The sequence below is a fragment of the Nocardia sp. NPDC058658 genome, assembly GCF_042716665.1.
Taxonomy (GTDB): Bacteria; Actinomycetota; Actinomycetes; order Mycobacteriales; family Mycobacteriaceae; genus Nocardia.
The window spans coordinates 253,749-274,821 of record NZ_JBHXRR010000002.1 but is presented as its reverse complement, the minus strand read 5'-3'; the positions used below and the strand labels follow the sequence as shown (position 1 = coordinate 274,821).

Sequence of the window (21,073 nt, the reverse complement as noted above, 5' to 3'; positions counted from 1 at the left end):
TACTGTGGTCTCCCGTCGGGGGGGTGGGGGTCGTTTCTCGCGGGTGGGGTGGGGCGGCCTCTTTCTAGCCCCGGGCGGCCCCCACCACGGGTGACATTCACACTGGGCATATCAGGAAACGTGCGCCGATCCCGGCGCGCTCACCTTGCCCTCGGCGATCAGCACATCCCACTCCTTCTGCACGTCCTTCTCCGCCGCCGTGGCGACAAAACCACTGGGGGAGAAGATCTTCGACGGCTGCTCCTCGGATTCGGAACTCGACACCGTCCCCGTGCGAATCGCCTTCACACACACCAGCACACCGACGACGGTGACGATCAGCACCAGCACCGCGAACACGATCGACAGCGTGCCCTGGATGAAGGTGTTGCGGATCGCGATGTCGACCTGCTCGGGAGTCTTGGCCGTCAGGCAGGCCTTGCCCGCGTCCTTGGCGGCCTGGCACAGGCTGTGCTGCTTCCAGTAGCCGAGCTTGGGATCGTCGGAGAAGATCTTCTGCCACGATGCGGTCATCGTGACGATCAGGTCCCAGGCCAGCGGAATGCCGGGGATCCACGCCCACTTCCACTGCCCGCGTTTGACGATGATGGTGAGGACCACGGTCAGCGCGATCGCGGCGAGCAGCTGGTTGGCGATGCCGAACAGCGGATACAGCGCGTTGATGCCGCCGAACGGATCGTTGACGCCCATCAGCAGCACGCCACCCCAGCCCGCGACCACGAGCAGCGAGCACACCCAGGCACCGACCCGCCAGGACGGATCGCGGAAGCTCTTGAACGGGCCACCGAGGTTGCCGAGCGCATCCGAGACCAGGAAGCGCGCGACCCGGGTGCCCGCGTCGATGGTGGTGAGGATGAACAGCGCCTCGAACATGATCGCGAAGTGGTACCAGAACGCCTTCATCGACGCCCCGCCGAGGAAACCGGAGAAGACCTCGGCGATGCCGACCGCCAGCGTCGGGGCGCCACCGGTGCGCGAGACGATCGACTTCTCGCCCACATCCGAGGCCGCGTCGGCGAACAGTTCCGGCGTCGCGGCCGGGCCGGACAGGCCGAGCGAGTTCGTGAACTTCGCGGCGCCCTCCGGCGTCCCACCGGTGAGGCCCGCCGAGGCGTTCATGCCGAAGTACAGGTGCTGGTCGATGATCGAGGCGGTGATGATCGCCATCACCGCGACGAACGACTCCATCAGCATGCCGCCGTAGCCGATCATGCGGGCATTGGATTCCTTGGCCAGCAGTTTCGGCGTGGTGCCAGAGGAGACCAGCGCGTGGAAACCCGACAGCGCACCGCAGGCGATGGTGATGAACAGGAACGGGAACAGACTGCCCGCGAACGCGGGACCCGCACCGGTGTGCGCGAATTCGGAAACCGCGGGGGCCTTCAGCACCGGCATGGTGATCAGGATGCCGACCGCCAGCAGCACGATCGTGCCGACCTTCATGAATGTCGACAGGTAGTCGCGCGGGGCGAGCAGCAACCACACCGGCAGCACCGAGGCGATGAAACCGTAGACGATCAGCGCCCAGGCGATGGTGGTGCGCGAGAGGGTGAACCAGTCGGCGCCCCACTCGGTTTCGGACACCCAACCGCCGCCGATGATCGCGGCGAGCAGCAACACGATGCCGATCGCCGAGACCTCACCGACCGCACCCGGGCGCAGATACCGCAGGTAGACACCCATGAACAGCGCGATCGGGACGGTCATCGCGATGGAGAACACGCCCCACGGGCTCTCGCCGAGCGCGTTCACCACGACCAGCGCCAGCACCGCGAGCAGGATCGTCATGATCACCAGAATCGCCACGATCGCCGCGACGCCACCGACGGCGCCGAGCTCGTCGCGCGCCATCTGGCCGAGGCTGCGGCCGCGTCGACGGGTCGAGGCCCACAGCACCAGGTAGTCCTGCACCGCGCCGGCGAACACCACGCCGACGATGATCCAGATCGTGCCGGGTAGATAGCCCATCTGCGCGGCCAGTACCGGACCGACCAGCGGACCGGCGCCAGCGATGGCGGCGAAGTGGTGCCCGTAGAGCACCCGCCGGTCCATCGGCATGAAATCCTTGCCGTTGTCATAGATTTCGGCGGGCGTGGCCACGTCGTCGCGCGGCTTGGTGATCTTCCACTCGATGAACCGCGCGTAGAAGCGGTAGGCGATGATGTAGGTACAGACCGCCGCGATCACGATCCACACCGCGTTCACGGACTCGCCGCGCACGAACGCGATGATCGTCCACGCGATGGCGCCGAGCACGGCGATCCCCGCGAACACAGCCTTTTTGGCGGGCGTGATCGGCGTGCGATCGACGACACCGACCGGAGGCAAGTCCGGGTCGGTCCGCAGATATTCGATGGTCGCCATTGACTCAACTCTCCTGTGTACAACGCGCAGAGCCTCGGGTGAAGCAATCGACAACGTAGCCGATCGCCGAACTGCGACGGAGAGGTTCGCACACCATAGTGCGCAAGTTGAAATTTTGTTCAGGCGCCGCGGTAAGTGCCGAAGCTCCAGAGGTTGCCTTCGGGGTCGGCGGCGCTGAATCCGCGCGATCCGTAGCCCTCGTCTCGTAGTTCGCGGATGATCGTCGCGCCCGCGGCTTCGGCTCGGTCGTGGAGGGCGTCGGGGTCGTCGGTGACCAGGTAGAGGTTCGCGACGCCGGGTGGGCGGGTGCCGAAGGGGGTGTCGTTGCGGCCGGTGGAGCCGAACATGATGCCGCCGCCGCCCGGCCAGCGCAGTTCGCCGTGTTCGACGATGCTGTCGTCGTTTTCCCTGGCGTAGACCGCGGTCGCCTCGAAACCGAAGGCGGTGGTGAGGAATTCGATCATGGCGCGGGCGTCGTCGAAGGCGAGGCAGGGCCAGATGCCGGTGCTGGTTGTTGTGTCCATGTATTCAGCCTCGCGCTTCGTCGGCGTTCGGGTCTTGGACGGATGGAATCTCCTCGGCGAGCCAAGCGGTGGGCGCCACGCCTGCCAGCTCGGCGAAGTCGCGGTTCAGGTGGGCCTGGTCGTAGTAGCCGCAGGTGTTCGCGATCTGGGCGATGGAGATATAGGAGGGGGTGCGTGTCAGCATGCGCTTGGCTCGCTCGAATCGGATGATCCGCGCGGCCAGTTTCGGGCTCGCGCCGAATTCGGCGGTGAACTTGCGGGTGAGGTGCTGACGGGTCCAGCCGATTCGGTCGGCGAGCGGGTTGATCGGGCAGGTGCCGCCGGTTCTGACGAGAGCGTGCCAGGCCCAGGTCAATTCGGGTCCGGCGAGGGTTTCGGTTCGTGCTGCGGCGATCAGGGCCCGATCACATGCGGCGAATCTGCTCGGCCAATCCTGTTGTGCATGAACGGCATCGGCGAGTTGATCGCCCAGAGTTCTTTGCGCTTGGGAACATTCGATCGAGATGTCCCACAGTTCGCTCGCGGGCATCCCGAACAGCACCCGACAACCCAGCGGGGTCAGCTCGATGGCCACGCCTTCCTGAAATCCGTTGTGCGCGATCATCGCCGGACTCGCCTGCAGGCCGCTCAGTACACAGCGATAACTGTCGGGGGCCTGGTGCGGATCGGTCTGCTCGACGACATCTATGGTCGGGCCGACGGCGACGATGAACGTCATGTGCCGTGACGGCAGGCCGCGGTGCAAGCCGGGCTCGAAACCCGCCATGCGATAGCCCACGTACCGGTCGATGAACGCTGCCAGCATCGGCGCGGGGGCCGCTGTCACCACCTCGGTGGTCGCCTCCATTCGTGCAACGCTACGCCGAGAACACCGGTGGCGACCAGGTCATCCGCGCGATCTTCGCGGGCGAACTCGCTACGGGCGCGCCAAGACGTCGACGAGTACCGCAATCGGCATCGAGGTTGCACGCCGATCGCCGCCCCCGTGTGCGGTGTGGCATTGCCCACGCGTCTTCGCCTCCGAGGAGGGGTAATCCGTATCGGAAGGTGCTCTCCGCGACGCGGGGGGCGCGGTGAGATTTCGCACTCACAGGCGCGCGGTCTGTGGAAACGCGAGGTCAGCCGGTTAATCTTGCGCCTGCGCTCAACTTATGTAGGAGGTGTCATGCGGCGGGTTCAGTACGAGCGCGGCAGTGGTTCGGAGGCGCTCGAAGTCGTCGCGGCCGAGGTGCCGGTGGCCGGTGCGGGTGAGCTGCTGGTGCGGGTCGAGGCGATCGGGGTCACCCTGTCGGCGATCCGCCGGATCAGTGGCGATGCCGAGCAGGTGCGTGCGGAAGTGGCCGGTGAGGTCGTCGCGGTCGGTGACGGGGTCGACGGTTACAGCGCCGGATATCGCGTCGTCGGGTTGTGTACTGCCGACGCCTACGCGGAGTACGTCGTCCTCGCGGTCGACCAGGTCTCGGCCATCCCGGACGGCGCTTCGGCCGTCGACGCCGTCGCGTTGATGCGCAGCGGCCTCGTCGCCCTCGGCGCGCTCGACACCGCCGCCCCGCGTGAAGGCGAAACCGCCCTGGTCACTGCCGCCGCGGGCGGTGTCGGCCACCTCGCGGTGCAGTTGGCCCGCGTGCGTGGCGCGAGCTGGGTCGTCGGTGCGGTCTCCGACGAGTCGAAGATCGATTTCGTGCGCGAACTCGGCGCCGACGAGGTGTTCACCTACGACCAGCTGCACTGCGGCAAGCAGGCCGACTACGCCCTCGACGGCGTCGGCGGAACCGGCCTCGGCGGCACCCTCGCCGGTCTCGCCGAAGGCGGTCGCGCGGTCACCTACGGCACCGGCGGCGGCCTCATCGACACCGAAGACCTCCTCGCAGGCGGCAAATCCCTCACCGGTTTCCGCATCGGCCGTCTCGCCCAACGCGACCCCGCCCGCTACGAGGACCTACGCCAGGAAGTCTGGCAGTACTACGCCTCCGGCCTACTGCACCCGGTCGTGCACGCCGAATTCCCCCTCACCGAAGCCGCCGCCGCCCACGCCGTCATCGAACAGCGCGCCAACCTCGGCAAGGTCGTCCTCGTCCCCTGATGGACAGTTGATCACCACGTTCGCAGCAAAGTATCGGCCGAGAGCGCTCCACGGCAGGAGCGTGGTGATCAACTGGCCAGTTCGGGGGCCGGGCGGCGAGTCGAGTGCGGTGGGTGCCGCGTAGACTTCCCTTCTCGTGAGCCTTACCCTCGGAATCGTCGGCCTGCCCAACGTCGGAAAGTCGACGCTGTTCAACGCGCTGACCAAGAACGACGTTCTCGCCGCGAACTACCCGTTCGCGACCATCGAGCCCAACGTCGGCGTGGTCCCGCTGCCCGACCCGCGCCTGGACAAGCTCGCCGAGATCTTCGGTTCCGAGAAGACCGTGCCCGCTGTGGTGTCGTTCGTCGACATCGCAGGCATCGTGAAGGGCGCCTCCGAAGGTGCGGGCCTTGGCAACAAGTTCCTCGCCAATATCCGTGAGGCCGACGCGATCTGCCAGGTCGTGCGCGTGTTCGCCGACGACGACGTGATCCACGTCGACGGCCGGGTCGACGCCGCCGCCGACATCGAGGTCATCGAAACCGAGCTCATCCTCGCCGACCTGCAGACCCTCGAGAAGGCCATCCCGCGCCTCGAGAAGGAAGCGCGCGTCAAGAAGGACCGCAAGCCGCTCCTCGATGCCGCCAAGGTCGCCGAGGGTTTCCTCAACGAGGGCACCACCCTGTTCGCCGCGGGCAAGAAGATCGACGCCGACCTGCTGCGTGAGCTGTCCCTGCTCACCATCAAGCCGTTCCTCTACGTCTTCAACGCCGACGAGTCCGTCCTCACCGACGAGGCCAAGGTAGCCGAGTTGAAGGCCTCCGTTGCCCCCGCCGACGCCGTCTTCCTCGACGCCAAGGTCGAAGCCGAACTCCTCGAACTCGACGACGAATCCGCCATGGAGCTGCTGGAATCCATCGGCCAGACCGAGCCCGGCCTGCACGGCCTCGCCCGCGCCGGCTTCCACACCCTCGGCCTGCAGACCTACCTCACCGCAGGCCCCAAGGAATCCCGCGCCTGGACCATCCACCAGGGCGACACCGCCCCCAAGGCGGCAGGCGTCATCCACACCGACTTCGAACGCGGCTTCATCAAGGCCGAAATCGTCGCCTTCGACGACCTGGTCGACGCGGGTTCCATGGCCGCCGCCAAGGCCGCGGGCAAGGTTCGCATGGAAGGCAAGGACTACGTCATGGTCGACGGCGACGTCGTGGAGTTCCGCTTCAACGTGTAATCCGTTGTGCCCGAGGTCGATTGAAGGAGACCCGGGTGCCGGCGTTCGATGGTAGGTGAGTGTTCCATGAACGGTGAACGCGGCGCTCGTGGCATCCCGCCGTGGTCGATGGCGGTCGCGGCGATGCTTGCTGTGCAGCTCTCCAATGCTCTGTCGGTTCCGGTGATCGAGCAGGTCGGCGCTGCGGGCACGGCGTGGCTGCGCATGTGCTTCGGGGTGGTCTTCCTCTGGATGATCGCCCGCCCGGCGATCCGTTCGCTGCGCCGTAGGGACATTCCGGCGCTGCTCGTGCTCGGCGTGGTCACGGGGTTCATGACGACTTTCCTCCTCTCGGCCGTCGAACGCATTCCGCTGGGCACCGCGGTCGCGATCGAGTTCCTCGGTCCGCTGACCGTGGCGGGTCTGATGAGCAAGCGTCGTCGGGCGCTGGTGTGGCCGCTGCTCGCCTTCGTCGGCGTCGTCCTGCTCACCGAGCCATGGCACGGCGACATCGATCTGGTCGGCGTCGGATTCGCGCTGGCCGCGGGTGCGTGCTGGGGGCTGTACAACGTGTTCACCCAGCACGTCGGCGACCGGTTCTCCGGCATCAGCGGGCTCTCGCTCACGATCCCGATCGCGGCGCTGGCCACATTGCCGATCGGGCTACCTCAGGTCATCGGCGGTGACCTCACCTGGTGGGTGCTGCCCGCGGCCGCCGGGATCGCGCTGATCACCCCGGTACTCGCGTTCGCGCTCGAAATGCTCGCCCTGCGCAGAATGACCCACACTGCCTTCGGCACACTGCTTTCCATCGAACCCGCCTTCGGCACCCTCATCGGGCTGCTCGTGCTCGCCCAGACGCCCACGCTCTTCCAACTGCTCGGCATCGCCATCGTGATCGTCGCCGGCTGTGTGGCCCAGCGCGGCGGTACCCGCACGACCGACGCCGTCACCACCACCGACCTACCCGCCGCGGCGAAGGGGTAGTCGCTCAGCCCACGCCGGCGCCGGGCGGGATCATCGGGGCGTCCTTGACGAGCTTGACCCTGGTGCTGCCCTGCCAGCTGCCGACGGTCGCTTGACCATCGGGTTTCAGGAAGGTGCAGTAGACGTCGCCGTAGGCGGTGCTGCCCGCGGGAGCCGGTGCCTGGAACGAGTCGCTGACCAATCGTCCTTGGTAGTTGGGCGAGCCGCCGATGGCGGTGTAATCGAACTCGCGGTAGGTGCCCGCGGTGTTGGCGCTGTTCTCGACGACCATGTCACAGGCCGCGGTGCTGCCCGCGGGAATGTAGACCCGCCAACTGAGCGTCACCGTCCCCGCCGCTGGACTGCTGATACTTCCGTCGACCCCGTTGGTCGCATTCGCCGCGGGCGCGGCGAATGCGGCAGCGGCGGCCAGGCCGGTGACGATCAGACTCGTCGCGGCGATCTTCTTGACATCGGGCGTCTTCGGCATCGGTGCTCCTACGGTCGTCGGGCTTGTCGTCAAGACAATTCAACGAGAGCGGAGCATGCGCAGCCACGAACCCGAGGGGTGGACGCCTCTCCCTCAGGGGTGGTCGTTCGCCACCTCGGGTGTGACCGACGAATCCGCAGACCAGGCGCGATCCATGACCTCCGCGCTGTTCAGGTCCTCGGCAAGCTGGTTCGGCCGACCCAGGCCGCCGGGATCGTGTGGTGATGATTTGGCGACGGCCAGGGCCGCGTGGGGCCGGACTTCGCCGGAGGCGGGGTGGTGGAGGTGGGCGAGTTCGGTGAAGCCGGCTCGGGTGGTGAGGTCGGTGAGGGTGGTGGTGGGGTAGCGGTAGGCGGTGGTGACTTTGTGGGGGAAGGGTTCGACTGTTTCGGGGGATTCGAAATAGCCGATTACCAGGCGGCCGTTGGGGGTCAGGGCGCGGTGGAATTCCGCTAGGACGGTGGGGAGTTCGGTGGGGTCGAGGTGGATGAGGGAGAACCAGGCGAGGATGGCGGGGACGGAATTGTCGGGGGCGGCGAGGGTGCGCAGGGAGCCGAGTTCGAAGGGGATGTCGGGGTAGGTGGTGCGGGCGTGGGTGATGAATTCGGGGACCATGTCCATTCCGGTGGCGGGGATGCCTGCGTCGGTGAGGAATTTGGTGAAGTGGCCGGGGCCGCAGCCGAGGTCGAGGACTGGTCCGGGGGACAGGTGGGTCAGGGCGAAGGTGGTGTCTTCGGGGGCCAGGTCGGAAGGGGAGCCGAAGAGGTCGATGTAGAGGGGGTGGATGGCCGAATATGCGGCTTGAACGGTGTCGTCGGGCACCCGGCCGACACTAGCCACTGGACAGGGCATGCCCGGTTCCGTCCATCGTTTGTCATCGGAAGACCCGGGTAGTCGAATGTAGGGAGCCGTTTTCCCACTCGTAGACACGAAGGGATCGACGATGCCGATCAAGCCTGTTCGACGCATTGCTCGCGCGCTGCTGGGGACCACTTTCGTGGCCGCCGGGGTGAACGGGTTGATGAATCAGAAGCCACGCGCCGCCGCCGCGAACGCGCTGGCCGAGAAGGGCAGGACCGGTCTGCCCGACGCGCTGGCCGCACGGGTACCCGACGATCCGAGTCAGTACGTGCGCGTCAATTCCGCGGCGCAGGTGGTCGGTGGGCTGTTGCTGGCCAGTGGGCGTGCGCCGCGGCCCGCCGCGTTGGTGCTGGTCGCCACCGTGGTGCCGGGGACGGTGACCGAACAGGACTTCTGGGCCGAGAACGATCCGGATCGCAAGGCGGCCAAGCGGGTGGGGTTCCTGAAGGATCTCGGACTGCTCGGCGGCCTGATGATCGCGGCGGCCGACACCGAGGGCAAGCCGTCGCTGGGCTGGCGGGCGCGCAGGGCCTTCCGGCGTGAGGAACCCCGCATCGCGGCCGAAGGTGCTGCCATCGCGGCCGCGGCCAAGGTGCGTGGCGCGCAACTCGCCGATGTCGCCCACGAGCAGGGCGAGCATCTGGCCGAGATCGCCCGCGAACGTGGCCCGCAGCTGGCCGACGCGGTGCGCAGTCGCAGCGCGCACCTGGTGGAGGTGGCCAAGGATCGTGGCCCCGAGGTGGCCGAAGCGGTGCGGACCCGCGGTGCGCACTTGGTCGAGGTGGCCAAGGATCGAGGTCCCGAGGTGGCGGAGGCGGCGCGTACCCGCGGCGCCCAGATCGCCGAGGTCGCCAAGGAAAAGGGGCCTGAACTGGCCGAAGCCGCGCGGGAACGCGGCACGTATCTCGTCGATACGGCCCGCGAGCGCGGCGCGGAACTGGCCGCCGCGGCACGGGAGCACGAGGAGCCCGCCGCTCCCGCCCGTAGGTGGTCGAGGCGTTAGTTACCTGCTCAGCACGCGAATGCCCCGACAATCGTGGTCTGGTGCGTCGATGTGATTGTGGCGCACCATAGATCCGGGGTCGGGCACACCGACGGACTCACCGCGCAAACCCGAACATCGGGGCAATCCCGGCGAAATGGGTTTGGCGGTGAGTTCCTGTGTGAATACTGGGTACTCGCAATGCATTTCGACAGAGTGGGATCTATCTGATGTTTTCCGGTCGTGAAACGCGCAAACCAGCCGCCGTTCAGGTCGCAGTGGTCGGAGCGGCGGTGCTGATCGGACTGCTCGGATCGACGGGTTCGGCTGCGGCACTTCCCGGTTCGGGGTCGGCCTCGGGTTCGGCCAGTGGGTCGGCGAACCTCGCGTCGGGTTCGGCCTCCGGTTCGGCCGACGTGGCTCCGGCCGGCGCCTACCTCACCTGGCAGTCGGCGCAGTTCATCCACAACACCCTGCGCATGTTGCTCTCGGTTCCGATGCGCAACGGCTAGTTCCAGGTCTTTTCCCAGCGTTCGGCCGCCCAGTCGCGCACCTCGCCACTGACCAGAATCGCGGGCAGCAGCAGCGCGAAGCCGATCAGCAGGATCGCCAGCCGCACCCACACGCTGAGTTCACCGAGCGCGCGCAGCAGCGCGGGCAGGATGCACACCCCGGCGAGTACGACGAGGACGATCGCCGCGACCTTGTGTTCGGGTCCGGCGATCAGCGCGGCGCAGGTGCCGAAGCACAGGCCGAGGACGAGTCCGCCGACGCCGACGAAGTAGTTGTCCCAGGAAAGCCAGCTCGGGCGGGTAGACCGGTGAGTGACCACGCCGCGCAGCTTAGCGCGATCGGGCGCGAGTCACTGCGTGGTCGGTGAGTACACCACCAGCGACCAGTCCCGGCGCGGCACCAGCGAGGCGCCGAGGGAGTGCACTGTCATCGGGATCGTCGCGCCGGTGCCCGGGTCGCGCAGGTGAACCACGGGGCCGTCGGGTCCGTGGGTGAGCGAGGGTTCGGTGGTCCAGAGCTTCGACCATTCCGGTGCCCGCGAACACGTTTCGACGATTTCGGCGATCTGTGCCTGCGTTGCCAGTCCTGGACCCATCACGCGAAAGCTGTAGACGCACAGGTGAACCTGCTGTTCCCAGTCGACCAGCGCCGTCTTGGCGCGCGGGTCGAGCAGCATCCACTCGAGCATCGACACGCCAGCTTCCAGGCCGGGGAAGAGCAGCCGCCACGCGGCGTTGGTGGCAAGTACCTCGAAGACCGGATGTAGCTGCAGGCTGGCCGGATGGGTGATCGCGTCGATCAGCACCTGGTCGGCGGGGCGGACCATGGACGGCGTCGAGTCGTAGCGGTGCGCGACCGAGAGTGAGATCAGGTGATCGCGAAATATCTCGGGCACGTCGAGCGCCGCGGTGAGCGCGGTGAGTGCCTCCAAAGTCGGTGTGCGCGTGCCCTGCTCGATCTTCTGGATGAGGGCGGGAGATATTCCGGCCCGTTCGCCGAGCGCCGCCCTGGTCAGGCCCGACGATTCGCGGCGTTCACGCAGGTATCGCGAGATCGACACGTTCGGGTCTTGCACAATGCACTCCTGTTTGGATCACCGGTACAAATTGGGACAGTTGTCTAGCTTGACCGAGGGTAAAGGTTTCGCAAAACTCATGTCAGCCGAGCGAGTCATCGCACGGCTGCCCCGCCCGCTGCGCCTGGCCGATTTTCGGACTTCGTGCTGGTCGGGTCAGTGTGTTCCGGAGCGGAAAGTGTTCGACACCACCTCTGCGCTGACGACTGTCGCCGGAGGGGACGGCGTGCGTGGTTCTCGCGCGCGCCGAGAGCGATTGCCGGGTCGAAACCCGGGTGGCGCAGGGGTCCATCCGGTGGTCACCGGGCGTCCGCTTCGGAAAACACGCGTGCGCGGGAACCGAATGCCCTCGTGATTCGTCCAATAGAGCAGAAGGACGAACGAGAGTGGGGGGCGATGACGCAGATTCGAGCCGAACGACGCGGACGGCGCACGTCCTGGATCGCCGGCATCTCCGGCCTGCTGGCCGCGGCGACCGTGGTGGCGGTGGGGTTGGTGTGGTGGCAGCACGACTGGGGTGATCAGTTCCCCGCGCTCGACTCCGAACACCTCGACGAGCAGCAGATCGAGCTCGTCGACGTGCTGCGCCGCGAGTTCGAGCGACCGGGTGAAGGCACCAAGTACGCCGAGGGCGTGCGCGAGGCCTGGTGCGCCGACTTCGTCAGCTGGACGATGCGCGAGGCGGGCAGACCGCTGGCCAACCCGAACTCCGGTTCCTGGCGTATCCCCGGCGTGTACACCCTGCAGGAGTACTACCAGCAGGTCGGCCGGTTCACCCGCGCCGATGTCGGTTATCGCCCGCGCACCGGTGACGTGGTGCTCTACGGTCCAGCCAGTCCGCTCGGCCAGCACACCAACATCGTGCTGAAAGCCGACGGCGAGACCATCACCACCATCGGCGGCAACGAGATGGGCACCGTCCGGGTGCGCACCATCACCCCGGCCGAAACCGCCGATCTGGTCGGTTACGGGCGATTCTGAAATCGATTGTCGCTCAAGACAACTGCGACGGTCCTGGACGGCGGTACCACGCTGATGCCCGTACCATGGAAGGCGCGGCGCCCGGCAGCGCCGTCGCCGACTCCTCCGTCCTGCTTCCCCCTCATCGGCAGGACGGGGGAGTTGTGCCACCAGCTCCGGTGTTCGCCGACGTCACGTACCGTGTTCGATGTGCGTGTGAAGGTGGACGAAATGCCACGTCGTGACCCGATGTGGATCGAGTACGCCGATTTCGGCGAACGGTTCGTCGCCTATGCGGTGACCGAGGACCGCATCACGGCCGCGGTGTCGGGAATGACCGGGCGTGGCGTGAAGATCGGACCGTTCTCGCTCGGCCCCGCGGGACTGGCCGGTTTCGTCGCCGAGGGCACGCTGGGTACCCCGGTGGTCACCCGCACGCCCGGTGACGCGCTGAGCTTCGGCGTGCGCATCCCGCTGACCCTCGCCGTGAACCTGGTTCTCGGCGGCAAGAAACTGCGCCTGGCCGCCGTGGTGGAGATCGGGCTGACCTTGCACGCCCGCACTGCCGCCCCGCTGCTGGTCATCATCGATGTGGCCCCCGTGACGGCCAAGGATGTCAGCTTCACGCTGCGCGCCGAGGCCATCGACACCGCGTGGGAGATGCTGCTCGACCCGATCGCGGGCCTGGTGCAGCGCGAGGTCGCCAACCGGGTCAACGCCATCGTCGGCGATCCGAAGATCCGCTCGGAGCGGGTCTTCGATATCGAGGCGATCCTCGACGGCTACCCCTCACCGCGCCGCAACGACACCGTCTTCGACTGGATCGACTACCGCGAGTTCGGGCTGCGTTTCTTCACCACCATCGTCACCAGGGACCGCGTGCACGGCGTGGTCGGCCAGCTGGCGGGCAGCCAGATCGACATCGGCCCGCTCGCCGAGGGCCCGCGCGGCGCCGCGACGGTGACCGTCCGCGGCTCGATCGATCAGCCGAGGGTGATCGATCGCGGCCTCGGCGAGCCCGGTGACCTGCGGATCTTCGACATGACAGTGCCGGTGGGGCTCGACATCACCGTCGACGTGCTCAAGGCCAACCACTACCGCGCCGACCTGGAGATCCCGCTGGTCCTCACGGCACGGGCCGCCGAGCCGTTGCAGATCGTGATCGAGGTGCCGCCGCCCGCGCTCGCGGACATCTCGATGGAATTCAAGGCCAAGGGCCTGCGCGCGGCCACCCTGGCGCGGCTGGCCGGGATCAAGAAGCAGATCGTCGCGCAGGTGGTCGCGGCGGTCAGTGCCGAGCTGGCCGATCCGACCGGCCGCACGATCGATGTGGGCGCGGCGATCGACGGCGCCACCTGATCCCTGTGACTCGTGGGGCGAATGTTGCCGATGGTTCTGGCGGTTCCCCTGGGGTTGTGGTGCAATGAATCGCACGTTCTAGACCAGTTCGCTTACCGGTGAAGGTTGCGCGAAGGAGTCCTGCGATGCGTTCTGTTCCGGTGTCCCGGCGGAAGTTCTTCGGTTTCGCCGCCGCCGCGGCCACGATCGGTGTCGGCCTCGCCGCCACCCCTGCCCGCGCCCAATCCTTCGGCACCATGGTCGACTACGCCGCCGGGGTTCCCTCCGCCGCGTCGATCGCCGCCGAAGGGCATATCGGTGTCATCCGCTACGTCTCCGAGCGCAGGCCCGGCGCCGAGTGGATGGCAGGTAAACCGTTGCTCGCCGCCGAGGTCGAGGATCTGTGGGCGCACGGCCTGTCGATCGTGTCGAACTACCAGTTCGGCAAGGGCCCGACGGCCGACTGGCGGGGCGGACTCGAAGCGGGCAAGCAGCACGCCGAGCGCGGCTGGGCCATCCATGCCGCCGCCGGCGGACCCGATACCGCGCCGATCTACGCCTCCATCGACGACAACCCCTCCGACGAGGAGTTCGACGAGATGATCGCGCCCTACATCGAGGGCTGGCAGTCGGTCCTCGGGCCCGAACTCGTCGGCATCTACGCCAACGCCCCGACCATCGACCGTGCACTCGACGCGGGCCTGGGTTCCTGGTTCTGGCAACACAATTGGGGCACCGAGCGCGGTTTCGTGCACGACTCCGCCCACCTGCACCAATTCGAGATCGACAAGCGCGCGATCGACGGCATCGGCGTCGACCTGAACCGGGTACTGGCCGAGGACTACGGCCAGTGGTGAGCTAGGCCGACCCCGCGCGAGCACCGAACAACGCACGAACATGGGTAACTCACCGGGTACGGGCTGACCGAACCACAGCAATTGTCTGGCCGCCAACGCAAACCTCCCCGCACCTCAGGTCTGGCCTGAAGTTGCGGGGAGGCGGGGGAGCACTCAGACCGTGAAGAAGCCCAGGGTCGGCATGAAAGAGCAGGTGCGCGGTGCGGCACCTTCGGCGGCGGTGGTGAGCGAACCCGAGATCACCGCGACAACGCGACCGGGGCCGGTGCTCGCGATGGCCGACAGGGTGGCCGGACCGCCGGGGTTGATGTTGGCCTCGGTGGTCAGCGTCTGGACCGCGGACTGACGGGTGTCGAGGTTGAGCCACTGCACCGTCATCGGCGGGTTCTGTTCGGCCGTGGCCGCCTTCGTGCCGAGCGCGGTGAACACGAATCCGGCCTGACCGGCGGCGACACCGGGCGGGGGCAGCTGTGCCGGACCGGCGACCGCGAGCGCGGTGCCGACCGAATCGGCGCCGTCGCCGATGCAGCCCTTGCCGATGGTCGGGTACAGGAACTGCGCGATGGCCGGGCCGTCCTGCGGGAGTTCGGGACCGCCACCGCCACTGCCGTCGAGGAAGGTGATGATCCGCTCGAGGGTCGACTTGATGGCGGGCGGCAGGTTCAGGGTGGCCAGCAGGGCGCGCGCCTGATCGAGCAGGGCGGTCTGCGGGCTGGCGACATCGGCCGGGCCCGCGACCAGACCGGCCACGGCGGGTGCGAAGGCGGTCAGCGCGTCGACCGGGACGCCCTCGGGCACCATCGGGACACTGATCGGCGCCGCCTGCGGGGCGGGCGCTGGTGCGGCAATCGATGCGGGCGCGGCGAGCATGGCGCCTGCTGCGATGGCGAGAGCGGTCGTTGCGATCCGCGAACCTCGGCTACGAAGCACTGTCTAGCCGTCCTTACCTCGATGGTGCGATGGGCGAGGGTTGTCGAGCCCAACATGTCGGGGCCACTCTAAGGACAACGCCGCCGTGTTGTACAGCCGCCGGGCCCCTCGCGGCGCACCGGCCGAAACTATGTTCATCGACGCTAGTCCGCCGTGGTGTTACACCTGGGGATGTTGATGCAACTGTGACCAGTGGTGTCGTCGGGGCGTCAACCCGCGCGCGCGGACGCGTGTACGCGCACGGCTATGGTGATCGAGCACTGCGACAGGCGCGCACGCCCGCTCATCCGACCGAAAGCCAGGCCTTGAACAGACACCTCCGATGGGCTATCGCGCTGCTCGGACTGTCCGTGCTCGCCCGGCTGGCCTGGATGCTCTTCGCCCCGAACGGGCTCAATGTCGTGGATCTGCACGTGTACGTGGACGGTTCGGCCGCGCTGCTCACCGATCGGCTCTACGACTTCACCTATTCGGAGGTGACGCCGGACTTCCCGCTGCCGTTCACCTATCCGCCGTTCGCCGCGCTGGTGTTCTTCCCGCTGCACTATCTGCCGTTCACCCTCGTCGCGGTCGGTTGGATGCTGGCCACGGTGGCCGCGCTCTACGGCGTGATCAGGATCAGCTTCGAACTGTTGCTGGGCGCGGAGAAGGCGAAGCAGACGCCGTGGATCACCGCGGCCGTCGGCTGGACAGCGCTGGGCGTGTGGCTCGAGCCGGTGCGCACCACGATCGACTACGGCCAGGTCAATGTGTTCCTGGTGTTCGGGGCGATGCTGGCCGTGCGCAGTGCGCGCTGGTGGATCTCGGGCTCGATCGTCGGCGTGATCGCGGGCATCAAACTGACCCCGGCCATCACGGGGCTGTACTTCGTGGCGCGGCGGCGGTGGGCGACGGTGCTGTGGTCGGCGGCGGCGTTCGGGCTGACCGTCGCTGTGAGCTTCCTCATCAACGCGCACGAGGCGAAGCGCTATTTCGGCACCCTGCTCGGCGACGCCACCCGGATCGGTCCGGTGGGTTCGGTCTGGAATCAGTCGCTGCGCGGCGCGCTGAGCCGCATCCTCGGCTACGACGTGCAGTCGGGTCCGTGGTGGATCGCCGCGGTGCTGGTCACGGCCGTGCTGGCGTTGCTCGCCTGGCGCACCCTCGGCCCCGACGACCGCCTCGGCACCCTGGTGCTGGTGCAGTTGTTCGGGCTGATGATCTCGCCGATCTCCTGGTCACACCACTGGGTGTGGCTGATCCCGACCGCGTTGTGGCTGCTCTACGGGCCGCTGCGGGACGAGCGGGTCGCGCGGATCATCGCCGGGTTCTGGGTGCTGACAATGCTGGTCGGCGTGCCGTGGGTGCTCTCGTTCGCCCAGCCGACGATCTGGACGATCCCGCGCCCGTGGCCGCTGGCCTGGCTCGGCGCGGTCGATGTGATCGGCGTGTTCGTCCTGTTCGGCTGGCTGATCTGGCACGGCCGCGACACTCTGCGCAAGCAACTGCCCGGCCGTCGCCCGGCCGAGGTGCCCGCTGACTGAGGCTCAGCCGACGATGTCGTCGATGGTGTGTGCCATTGCCGTATCGAGCGCCGTCAGCCCACCTTCCGAGTGTGTACTCAAGGTGAAACGCAGTGTGCGCCAACGGATATCGATGTCGGGGTGGTGATCGGCGGCTTCGGCCGCTTCGGCGACCTTGCGCACCGTCTCGATGCCGGCCAGAAAACTCGGCGCCTTCACCGTGCGGGTGATCGCGTCACCGTCGCGCGACCACTCCGGGAGCGTGGCCAAGGCGATGGTCAGTTCGGGGGAGGAGAGCAGCGGAGTACCCATACCTCGGTTGTACGCTTCGTCTACTTGGCGCGCGCCAGCTTCAAGGCTTTTTTGAGATCTTTACCGCACATTCCAGCGGCCTCTGCCTTCTTCATTCGCATGATGACGACGGGGCATTTGAAGCAGCGAGTCTTCTTCCTACAGCACTTTTTCTTCGGCTTCAGGCTCGAGACCTTCTTCGCCTTCACCTTGCCCATGTGAGTTAGCCTAGCCTAAGTACAAAGCCTGACACGAGGGTGCCCCCGCGCAACCGGTAAGCTGTAACAGGCCGCGATGCCAGATGAATGCGCGCCAAACACCCCAACAGCAGGAGGATCCAGGCGTGTCGTCTTCACGCGATTTTCGCAACGTCGCCATCGTGGCCCACGTCGACCACGGCAAGACGACGCTGGTCGACGCCATGCTTCGTCAGTCGGGCGCGTTCGCTGAGCGAGCCGAACTGGTCGACCGAGTCATGGACTCCGGTGATCTCGAGCGCGAGAAGGGCATCACCATTCTCGCGAAGAACACCGCAGTTCATCGCCATAACCCCGACGGTTCTCTCACCGTCATCAACGTGATCGACACCCCCGGCCACGCCGACTTCGGTGGCGAGGTCGAGCGCGGCCTTTCCATGGTCGACGGTGTCGTGCTGCTCGTCGACGCGTCCGAGGGTCCGCTGCCCCAGACCCGCTTCGTGCTCAGAAAGGCGCTCGCCGCCAAGCTGCCGGTCATCCTGGTCGTGAACAAGACCGACCGCCCGGATGCCCGCATCGCCGAGGTCGTCTCCGAGTCGCACGATCTGCTGCTCGACCTGGCGTCGGATCTCGACGACGAGGCCGCCGAAGCCGCCGAGCTCGCACTCGACCTGCCGGTTCTCTACGCCTCGGGCCGTGAGGGCAAGGCGTCCAAGACCGCGCCGGAGAACGGTTCCGCGCCCGACGCCGAGAACCTCGACGCCCTGTTCGAGGTGCTGATGGACTACATCCCGGCACCCAAGAGCAACAAGGACGCGCCGCTGCAGGCCCACGTCACCAACCTCGACGCCTCGGCGTTCCTCGGCCGCCTCGCGCTGGTCCGCATCTACGCGGGCGAGCTGCGCAAGGGCCAGAACGTCACCTGGATCAACGCCGAGGGCGCCAAGACGGTCAAGATCACCGAGCTGCTGCAGACGATCGGTGTCGAGCGCCAGCCCGGCGAGGTCGCCGAGGCCGGTGACATCGTCGCCATCGCCGGTATCCCCGACATCATGATCGGCGACACCCTCGCCGATCCGGAGCACCCGGTCGCGCTGCCGCGCATCACCGTCGACGAGCCCGCCATCTCGGTGGTCATCGGCACCAACACCTCGCCGCTGGTCGGCCGGGTGCAGGGCCACAAGCTCACCGCCCGCATGCTCAAGGCGCGCCTTGACCAGGAACTGATCGGCAACGTGTCGCTGCGCGTGCTCGACATCGGCCGTCCCGACGCCTGGGAGGTGCAGGGCCGTGGTGAACTGGCGCTGTCGATCCTGGTCGAGCAGATGCGTCGCGAGGGCTTCGAGCTCACCGTCGGCAAGCCGCAGGTGGTCACCAAGCAGGTCGACGGCAAGACCCATGAGCCGTTCGAAGAGCTGACCATCGACTGCCCCGACGAGTACCTGGGTGCTGTCACCCAGCTGCTGGCCGCCCGCAAGGGCAAGATGGTGCAGATGAGCAACCACGCCGCCGGTTGGGTGCGCATGGAGTTCATCGTCCCCTCGCGTGGCCTGATCGGCTTCCGCACCGTGTTCCTCACCGACACCCGCGGCACCGGCATCGCCAACGCCGTCTCCCACGGTTACGCGCCGTGGGCGGGCGAGATCCGCGCCCGCCACACCGGTTCGCTCGTGTCGGACCGCGCGGGCACCGTCACCCCGTTCGCGATGATCCAGCTGGCCGACCGCGGTCAGTTCTTCGTCGAGCCGGGTGCCGACACCTACGAGGGCATGGTCGTCGGCATCAACCCGCGTGCCGAGGATCTCGATATCAACGTGACCCGCGAGAAGAAGCTGACCAACATGCGCAGCGCCAACGCGGACACCTTCGAGACCATGGCCAAGCCGTTGCAGCTCGACCTCGAGCTGGCGATGGAGTTCTGCACCGAGGACGAGTGCGTGGAGGTCACCCCCGAGGTGATCCGCGTGCGCAAGCTCGTGCTCGACGCCAACCTGCGTGCGCGCGACCTGTCGCGTCGCAAGGCGCGTGACAAGGCCGCCGCGAACTAGTCGGCAGTAGTTTCGAACGGCGTCGGCCGGGTACCGGAAACGGACCCGGCCGACGCCTTTTCGTGGGCCTGAGGTGGTCGAACGGCAGGCGATCGAGGGGATGGGTAGAGTGCGCAAGGTGAGTATGGGGCGGTGCGCAAGGTGGCGTGCGATGGTGCTGGCGATGATCGCCTCGACGGCGGTCGTGGCCGGTTGCGCGGCGAATCCGCCACCCCCGATCGAGTCCTCCGATTCACCCAAGACCACCCAGGCCAAGCCGGGCAAGAACACCGTGGTCGTCGCGATCGATGACATCGGCATCGGTTTCAACCCGCATCTGCGCTCGGATCAGTCGCCGGTGACCAGCGCGGTGAGTTCGATGGTGCTGCCGAGTCCGTTCCGTGCCGCGCCGAGCCCGGTGCATCCCGGTCTGGTCGACTGGGTGCCCGATACTTCGCTGATCACCTCGGCCGATGTGACGGCCCAGGAGCCGTTCACGATCACCTACACCTTGCGCAACCAGGCCAATTGGTCCGACGGCGCTCCGATCGCGGCCGAGGATTTCCGGTTCCTGTGGCAGCAGATGATCAGCCAGCCCGGTGTGGTCGACCCGGCCGGCTATCGGCTCATCTCGGATGTGGCGTCCTCGGGCGGCGGCAAGACGGTCACCGTGACGATGGCGCAGCCCTATCCGGCCTGGCGCGAACTGTTCTCGAACCTGCTGCCCTCGCACCTGGTGAAGGACTCCCCGGGCGGTTTCACCAGCGGCCTTGTCGACGACATCCCGGTCTCGGGCGGCAATTTCACCATCAAAACGGTCGATCGCGGACGCGACGAGATCCTCCTGGAACGCAATGACCGCTTCTGGGGCACCCCCGCCTCCCCGGATCAGATCCAGTTCCGCCGTGGCGGCACCCCCTCGCAGCTGGCCGAATCGCTGCGCACCGGTGACGCGCAGATGGCGCTCGTGCACGGCGGCGTGGCCACGCAGGCGCAGTTGGCCGCGATCCCGTCGGTGCGGACCACGATCATGCCGCAGGCCCGCGAACTGCAACTCGCGCTCAACGGCCGTTCCGGTGACCTCGCCGATGTGCGGGTCCGCAAGGCGGTGCTCGCGCTGCTCGACCCCGCCCTGTTGGCGACGGTCGGCGCGCAGACCGGTGGCTGGGTGGAACCCGCGCGCGCGCAAGTGCTTTCGCCGTCGAGTCCCGGTTATGTGCCCACCGCGCCGCCGCGGATGAGCGCCGAGGAGGCGTTCGCGCTGCTGGCCGAGGCCGGTTACGGTCGCGCACCGGAAGCGACGCAGACCAATTCGCCCACCTCGCCCGCGCCGCGTCCGCGCTCGGTGGCGCGCAACGGCAAGGGGCTGTCGGTGCGGATCGGCGCCGTCACCGAGGACGCGTCGGCGCTGGCCGTGGCCAATACCGCCGCCGACCAATTGCGCAGTGCCGGAATCGATGCCACCGTGCGTGGCCTGGCCGCCGACGAGCTGTACGGCAAGGACCTCACCGAATCCTCGATCGATGCCATCGTCGGCTGGGAGCTGGCGGGTGGCGACCCGGCCAACGCGCTGGCCTCACGCTATGGGTGCGCACCGGTGGCACCGGCCGGTCCCGAAGGTCCGGCGACGGCCGCGGCCGAGGCATATCGCAAGGCGCCGAGCAATATCGGCGGGGTGTGCGACCCGAGCCTGCAGCCCTCGATCGATGAGGCTCTGCGCGGGGTCGACGTGCCGCGGGTACTGGCCGAAGCTGAACCGAAGTTGTGGGAACTGGCCACGGTGTTGCCGATCGTGCAGGACAACGTGGTCGCGGCGGCGGGCCCGCGCGTCGACGGTGTGTCGCTGTCGGGTGCCATTCAGGTGGGCATCTTCGGCGATACCGCGCAGTGGCGGCGGATCCCGTGATCGACGCACGCG

General features: G+C 67.5%; 21 protein-coding genes. 11 read left to right on the top strand and 10 right to left on the bottom strand.

Annotated features, from left to right (window positions below; all coding sequences use genetic code 11):
- Positions 1–111: 111 nt before the first annotated feature.
- The 3 genes from ACFWUP_RS06565 to ACFWUP_RS06555 form a co-directional block, all read right to left on the bottom strand.
- Positions 112–2,364, bottom strand: coding sequence for a carbon starvation CstA family protein (locus ACFWUP_RS06565; protein WP_379231438.1), 2,253 nt, complete (start codon positions 2,362–2,364; stop codon positions 112–114).
- A 119-nt stretch (positions 2,365–2,483) separates the two neighbouring features.
- The gene (locus ACFWUP_RS06560) at positions 2,484–2,888 is read right to left on the bottom strand and encodes a VOC family protein (protein ID WP_379231436.1); all 405 of its coding nucleotides are present in this window, start codon (positions 2,886–2,888) and stop codon (positions 2,484–2,486) included.
- 4 nt (positions 2,889–2,892) lie between these two features.
- Positions 2,893–3,735, bottom strand: coding sequence for a helix-turn-helix domain-containing protein (locus ACFWUP_RS06555; RefSeq protein WP_379231434.1), 843 nt, complete (start codon positions 3,733–3,735; stop codon positions 2,893–2,895).
- Between the two features lie 318 nt (positions 3,736–4,053).
- On the opposite strand from ACFWUP_RS06555, the gene ACFWUP_RS06550 reads away from it, so the two are divergent.
- The 3 genes from ACFWUP_RS06550 (at position 4,054) to ACFWUP_RS06540 (ending at position 7,153) form a co-directional block, all read left to right on the top strand.
- Positions 4,054–4,971 carry a zinc-binding alcohol dehydrogenase family protein gene (locus ACFWUP_RS06550; RefSeq protein ID WP_379231432.1) on the top strand — a complete coding sequence of 306 codons (918 nt, stop codon included), beginning with the start codon at positions 4,054–4,056 and terminating at the stop codon, positions 4,969–4,971.
- A gap of 136 nt (positions 4,972–5,107) precedes the next feature.
- Complete coding sequence (gene ychF, locus ACFWUP_RS06545) at positions 5,108–6,187, top strand: redox-regulated ATPase YchF (RefSeq protein ID WP_379231430.1); 1,080 nt, start codon at positions 5,108–5,110, stop codon at positions 6,185–6,187.
- 66 nt (positions 6,188–6,253) lie between these two features.
- The gene (locus tag ACFWUP_RS06540) at positions 6,254–7,153 is read left to right on the top strand and encodes a DMT family transporter (RefSeq protein ID WP_379231428.1); all 900 of its coding nucleotides are present in this window, start codon (positions 6,254–6,256) and stop codon (positions 7,151–7,153) included.
- A gap of 4 nt (positions 7,154–7,157) precedes the next feature.
- Here the strand turns inward: ACFWUP_RS06540 and ACFWUP_RS06535 are convergent, their stop codons facing one another.
- Both ACFWUP_RS06535 and ACFWUP_RS06530 read right to left on the bottom strand, forming a co-directional pair.
- On the bottom strand, positions 7,158–7,622 hold the full coding sequence (locus ACFWUP_RS06535) for a hypothetical protein (protein ID WP_379231427.1): 465 nt from the start codon (positions 7,620–7,622) through the stop codon (positions 7,158–7,160).
- A 93-nt stretch (positions 7,623–7,715) separates the two neighbouring features.
- The gene (locus tag ACFWUP_RS06530; protein ID WP_379231425.1) at positions 7,716–8,444 is read right to left on the bottom strand and encodes a class I SAM-dependent methyltransferase; all 729 of its coding nucleotides are present in this window, start codon (positions 8,442–8,444) and stop codon (positions 7,716–7,718) included.
- 121 nt (positions 8,445–8,565) lie between these two features.
- Here ACFWUP_RS06530 and ACFWUP_RS06525 point away from each other — a divergent pair, with 121 nt between their 5' ends.
- Together ACFWUP_RS06525 and ACFWUP_RS06520 are read left to right on the top strand one after the other, a co-directional pair.
- Positions 8,566–9,486: a DoxX family protein gene (locus ACFWUP_RS06525; RefSeq protein ID WP_379231423.1), complete on the top strand. Its 921-nt coding sequence runs from the start codon at positions 8,566–8,568 to the stop codon at positions 9,484–9,486.
- A 209-nt stretch (positions 9,487–9,695) separates the two neighbouring features.
- Positions 9,696–9,977, top strand: coding sequence for a hypothetical protein (locus ACFWUP_RS06520; RefSeq protein ID WP_379231421.1), 282 nt, complete (start codon positions 9,696–9,698; stop codon positions 9,975–9,977).
- Here the strand turns inward: ACFWUP_RS06520 and ACFWUP_RS06515 are convergent.
- Both ACFWUP_RS06515 and ACFWUP_RS06510 read right to left on the bottom strand, forming a co-directional pair.
- On the bottom strand, positions 9,974–10,297 hold the full coding sequence (locus ACFWUP_RS06515) for a hypothetical protein (RefSeq protein ID WP_379231419.1): 324 nt from the start codon (positions 10,295–10,297) through the stop codon (positions 9,974–9,976). The genes ACFWUP_RS06520 and ACFWUP_RS06515 overlap by 4 nt on opposite strands.
- A 30-nt stretch (positions 10,298–10,327) precedes the next feature.
- Entirely contained in the window at positions 10,328–11,053 is a 726-nt protein-coding gene (locus ACFWUP_RS06510) for a helix-turn-helix domain-containing protein (RefSeq protein ID WP_379231417.1), read from the bottom strand.
- 396 nt (positions 11,054–11,449) lie between these two features.
- Between ACFWUP_RS06510 and ACFWUP_RS06505 the strand changes: the two genes are divergently transcribed.
- The 3 genes from ACFWUP_RS06505 to ACFWUP_RS06495 all read left to right on the top strand — a co-directional run bounded on the left by ACFWUP_RS06505 (position 11,450) and on the right by ACFWUP_RS06495 (position 14,208).
- Positions 11,450–12,034, top strand: a complete 585-nt coding sequence (locus ACFWUP_RS06505) for a CHAP domain-containing protein (protein ID WP_379231416.1) — start codon at positions 11,450–11,452, stop codon at positions 12,032–12,034.
- A 189-nt stretch (positions 12,035–12,223) separates the two neighbouring features.
- Positions 12,224–13,372: a hypothetical protein gene (locus tag ACFWUP_RS06500; RefSeq protein WP_379231414.1), complete on the top strand. Its 1,149-nt coding sequence runs from the start codon at positions 12,224–12,226 to the stop codon at positions 13,370–13,372.
- A 125-nt stretch (positions 13,373–13,497) separates the two neighbouring features.
- On the top strand, positions 13,498–14,208 hold the full coding sequence (locus ACFWUP_RS06495) for a DUF1906 domain-containing protein (protein WP_379231412.1): 711 nt from the start codon (positions 13,498–13,500) through the stop codon (positions 14,206–14,208).
- Between the two features lie 153 nt (positions 14,209–14,361).
- On the opposite strand, the gene ACFWUP_RS06490 is transcribed toward ACFWUP_RS06495, so the two are convergent.
- Complete coding sequence (locus tag ACFWUP_RS06490; RefSeq protein WP_379231410.1) at positions 14,362–15,138, bottom strand: hypothetical protein; 777 nt, start codon at positions 15,136–15,138, stop codon at positions 14,362–14,364.
- Positions 15,139–15,443: 305 nt separating this feature from the next.
- Between ACFWUP_RS06490 and ACFWUP_RS06485 the strand changes: the two genes are divergently transcribed.
- Positions 15,444–16,661 (top strand): mannosyltransferase, encoded by a 1,218-nt coding sequence (locus ACFWUP_RS06485; RefSeq protein WP_379231408.1) that lies wholly within the window; start codon positions 15,444–15,446, stop codon positions 16,659–16,661.
- A 3-nt stretch (positions 16,662–16,664) separates the two neighbouring features.
- Here the strand turns inward: ACFWUP_RS06485 and ACFWUP_RS06480 are convergent, their stop codons facing one another.
- Complete coding sequence (locus tag ACFWUP_RS06480; RefSeq protein ID WP_379231406.1) at positions 16,665–16,952, bottom strand: 4a-hydroxytetrahydrobiopterin dehydratase; 288 nt, start codon at positions 16,950–16,952, stop codon at positions 16,665–16,667.
- 20 nt (positions 16,953–16,972) lie between these two features.
- Positions 16,973–17,149 (bottom strand): hypothetical protein, encoded by a 177-nt coding sequence (locus tag ACFWUP_RS06475; RefSeq protein ID WP_378907545.1) that lies wholly within the window; start codon positions 17,147–17,149, stop codon positions 16,973–16,975.
- 125 nt (positions 17,150–17,274) lie between these two features.
- Here ACFWUP_RS06475 and typA point away from each other — a divergent pair, with 125 nt between their 5' ends.
- On the top strand, positions 17,275–19,176 hold the full coding sequence (gene typA, locus ACFWUP_RS06470; protein ID WP_379231405.1) for a translational GTPase TypA: 1,902 nt from the start codon (positions 17,275–17,277) through the stop codon (positions 19,174–19,176).
- A gap of 151 nt (positions 19,177–19,327) precedes the next feature.
- Positions 19,328–21,061, top strand: coding sequence for an ABC transporter family substrate-binding protein (locus ACFWUP_RS06465; protein ID WP_379231403.1), 1,734 nt, complete (start codon positions 19,328–19,330; stop codon positions 21,059–21,061).
- Positions 21,062–21,073 lie beyond the last annotated feature (12 nt).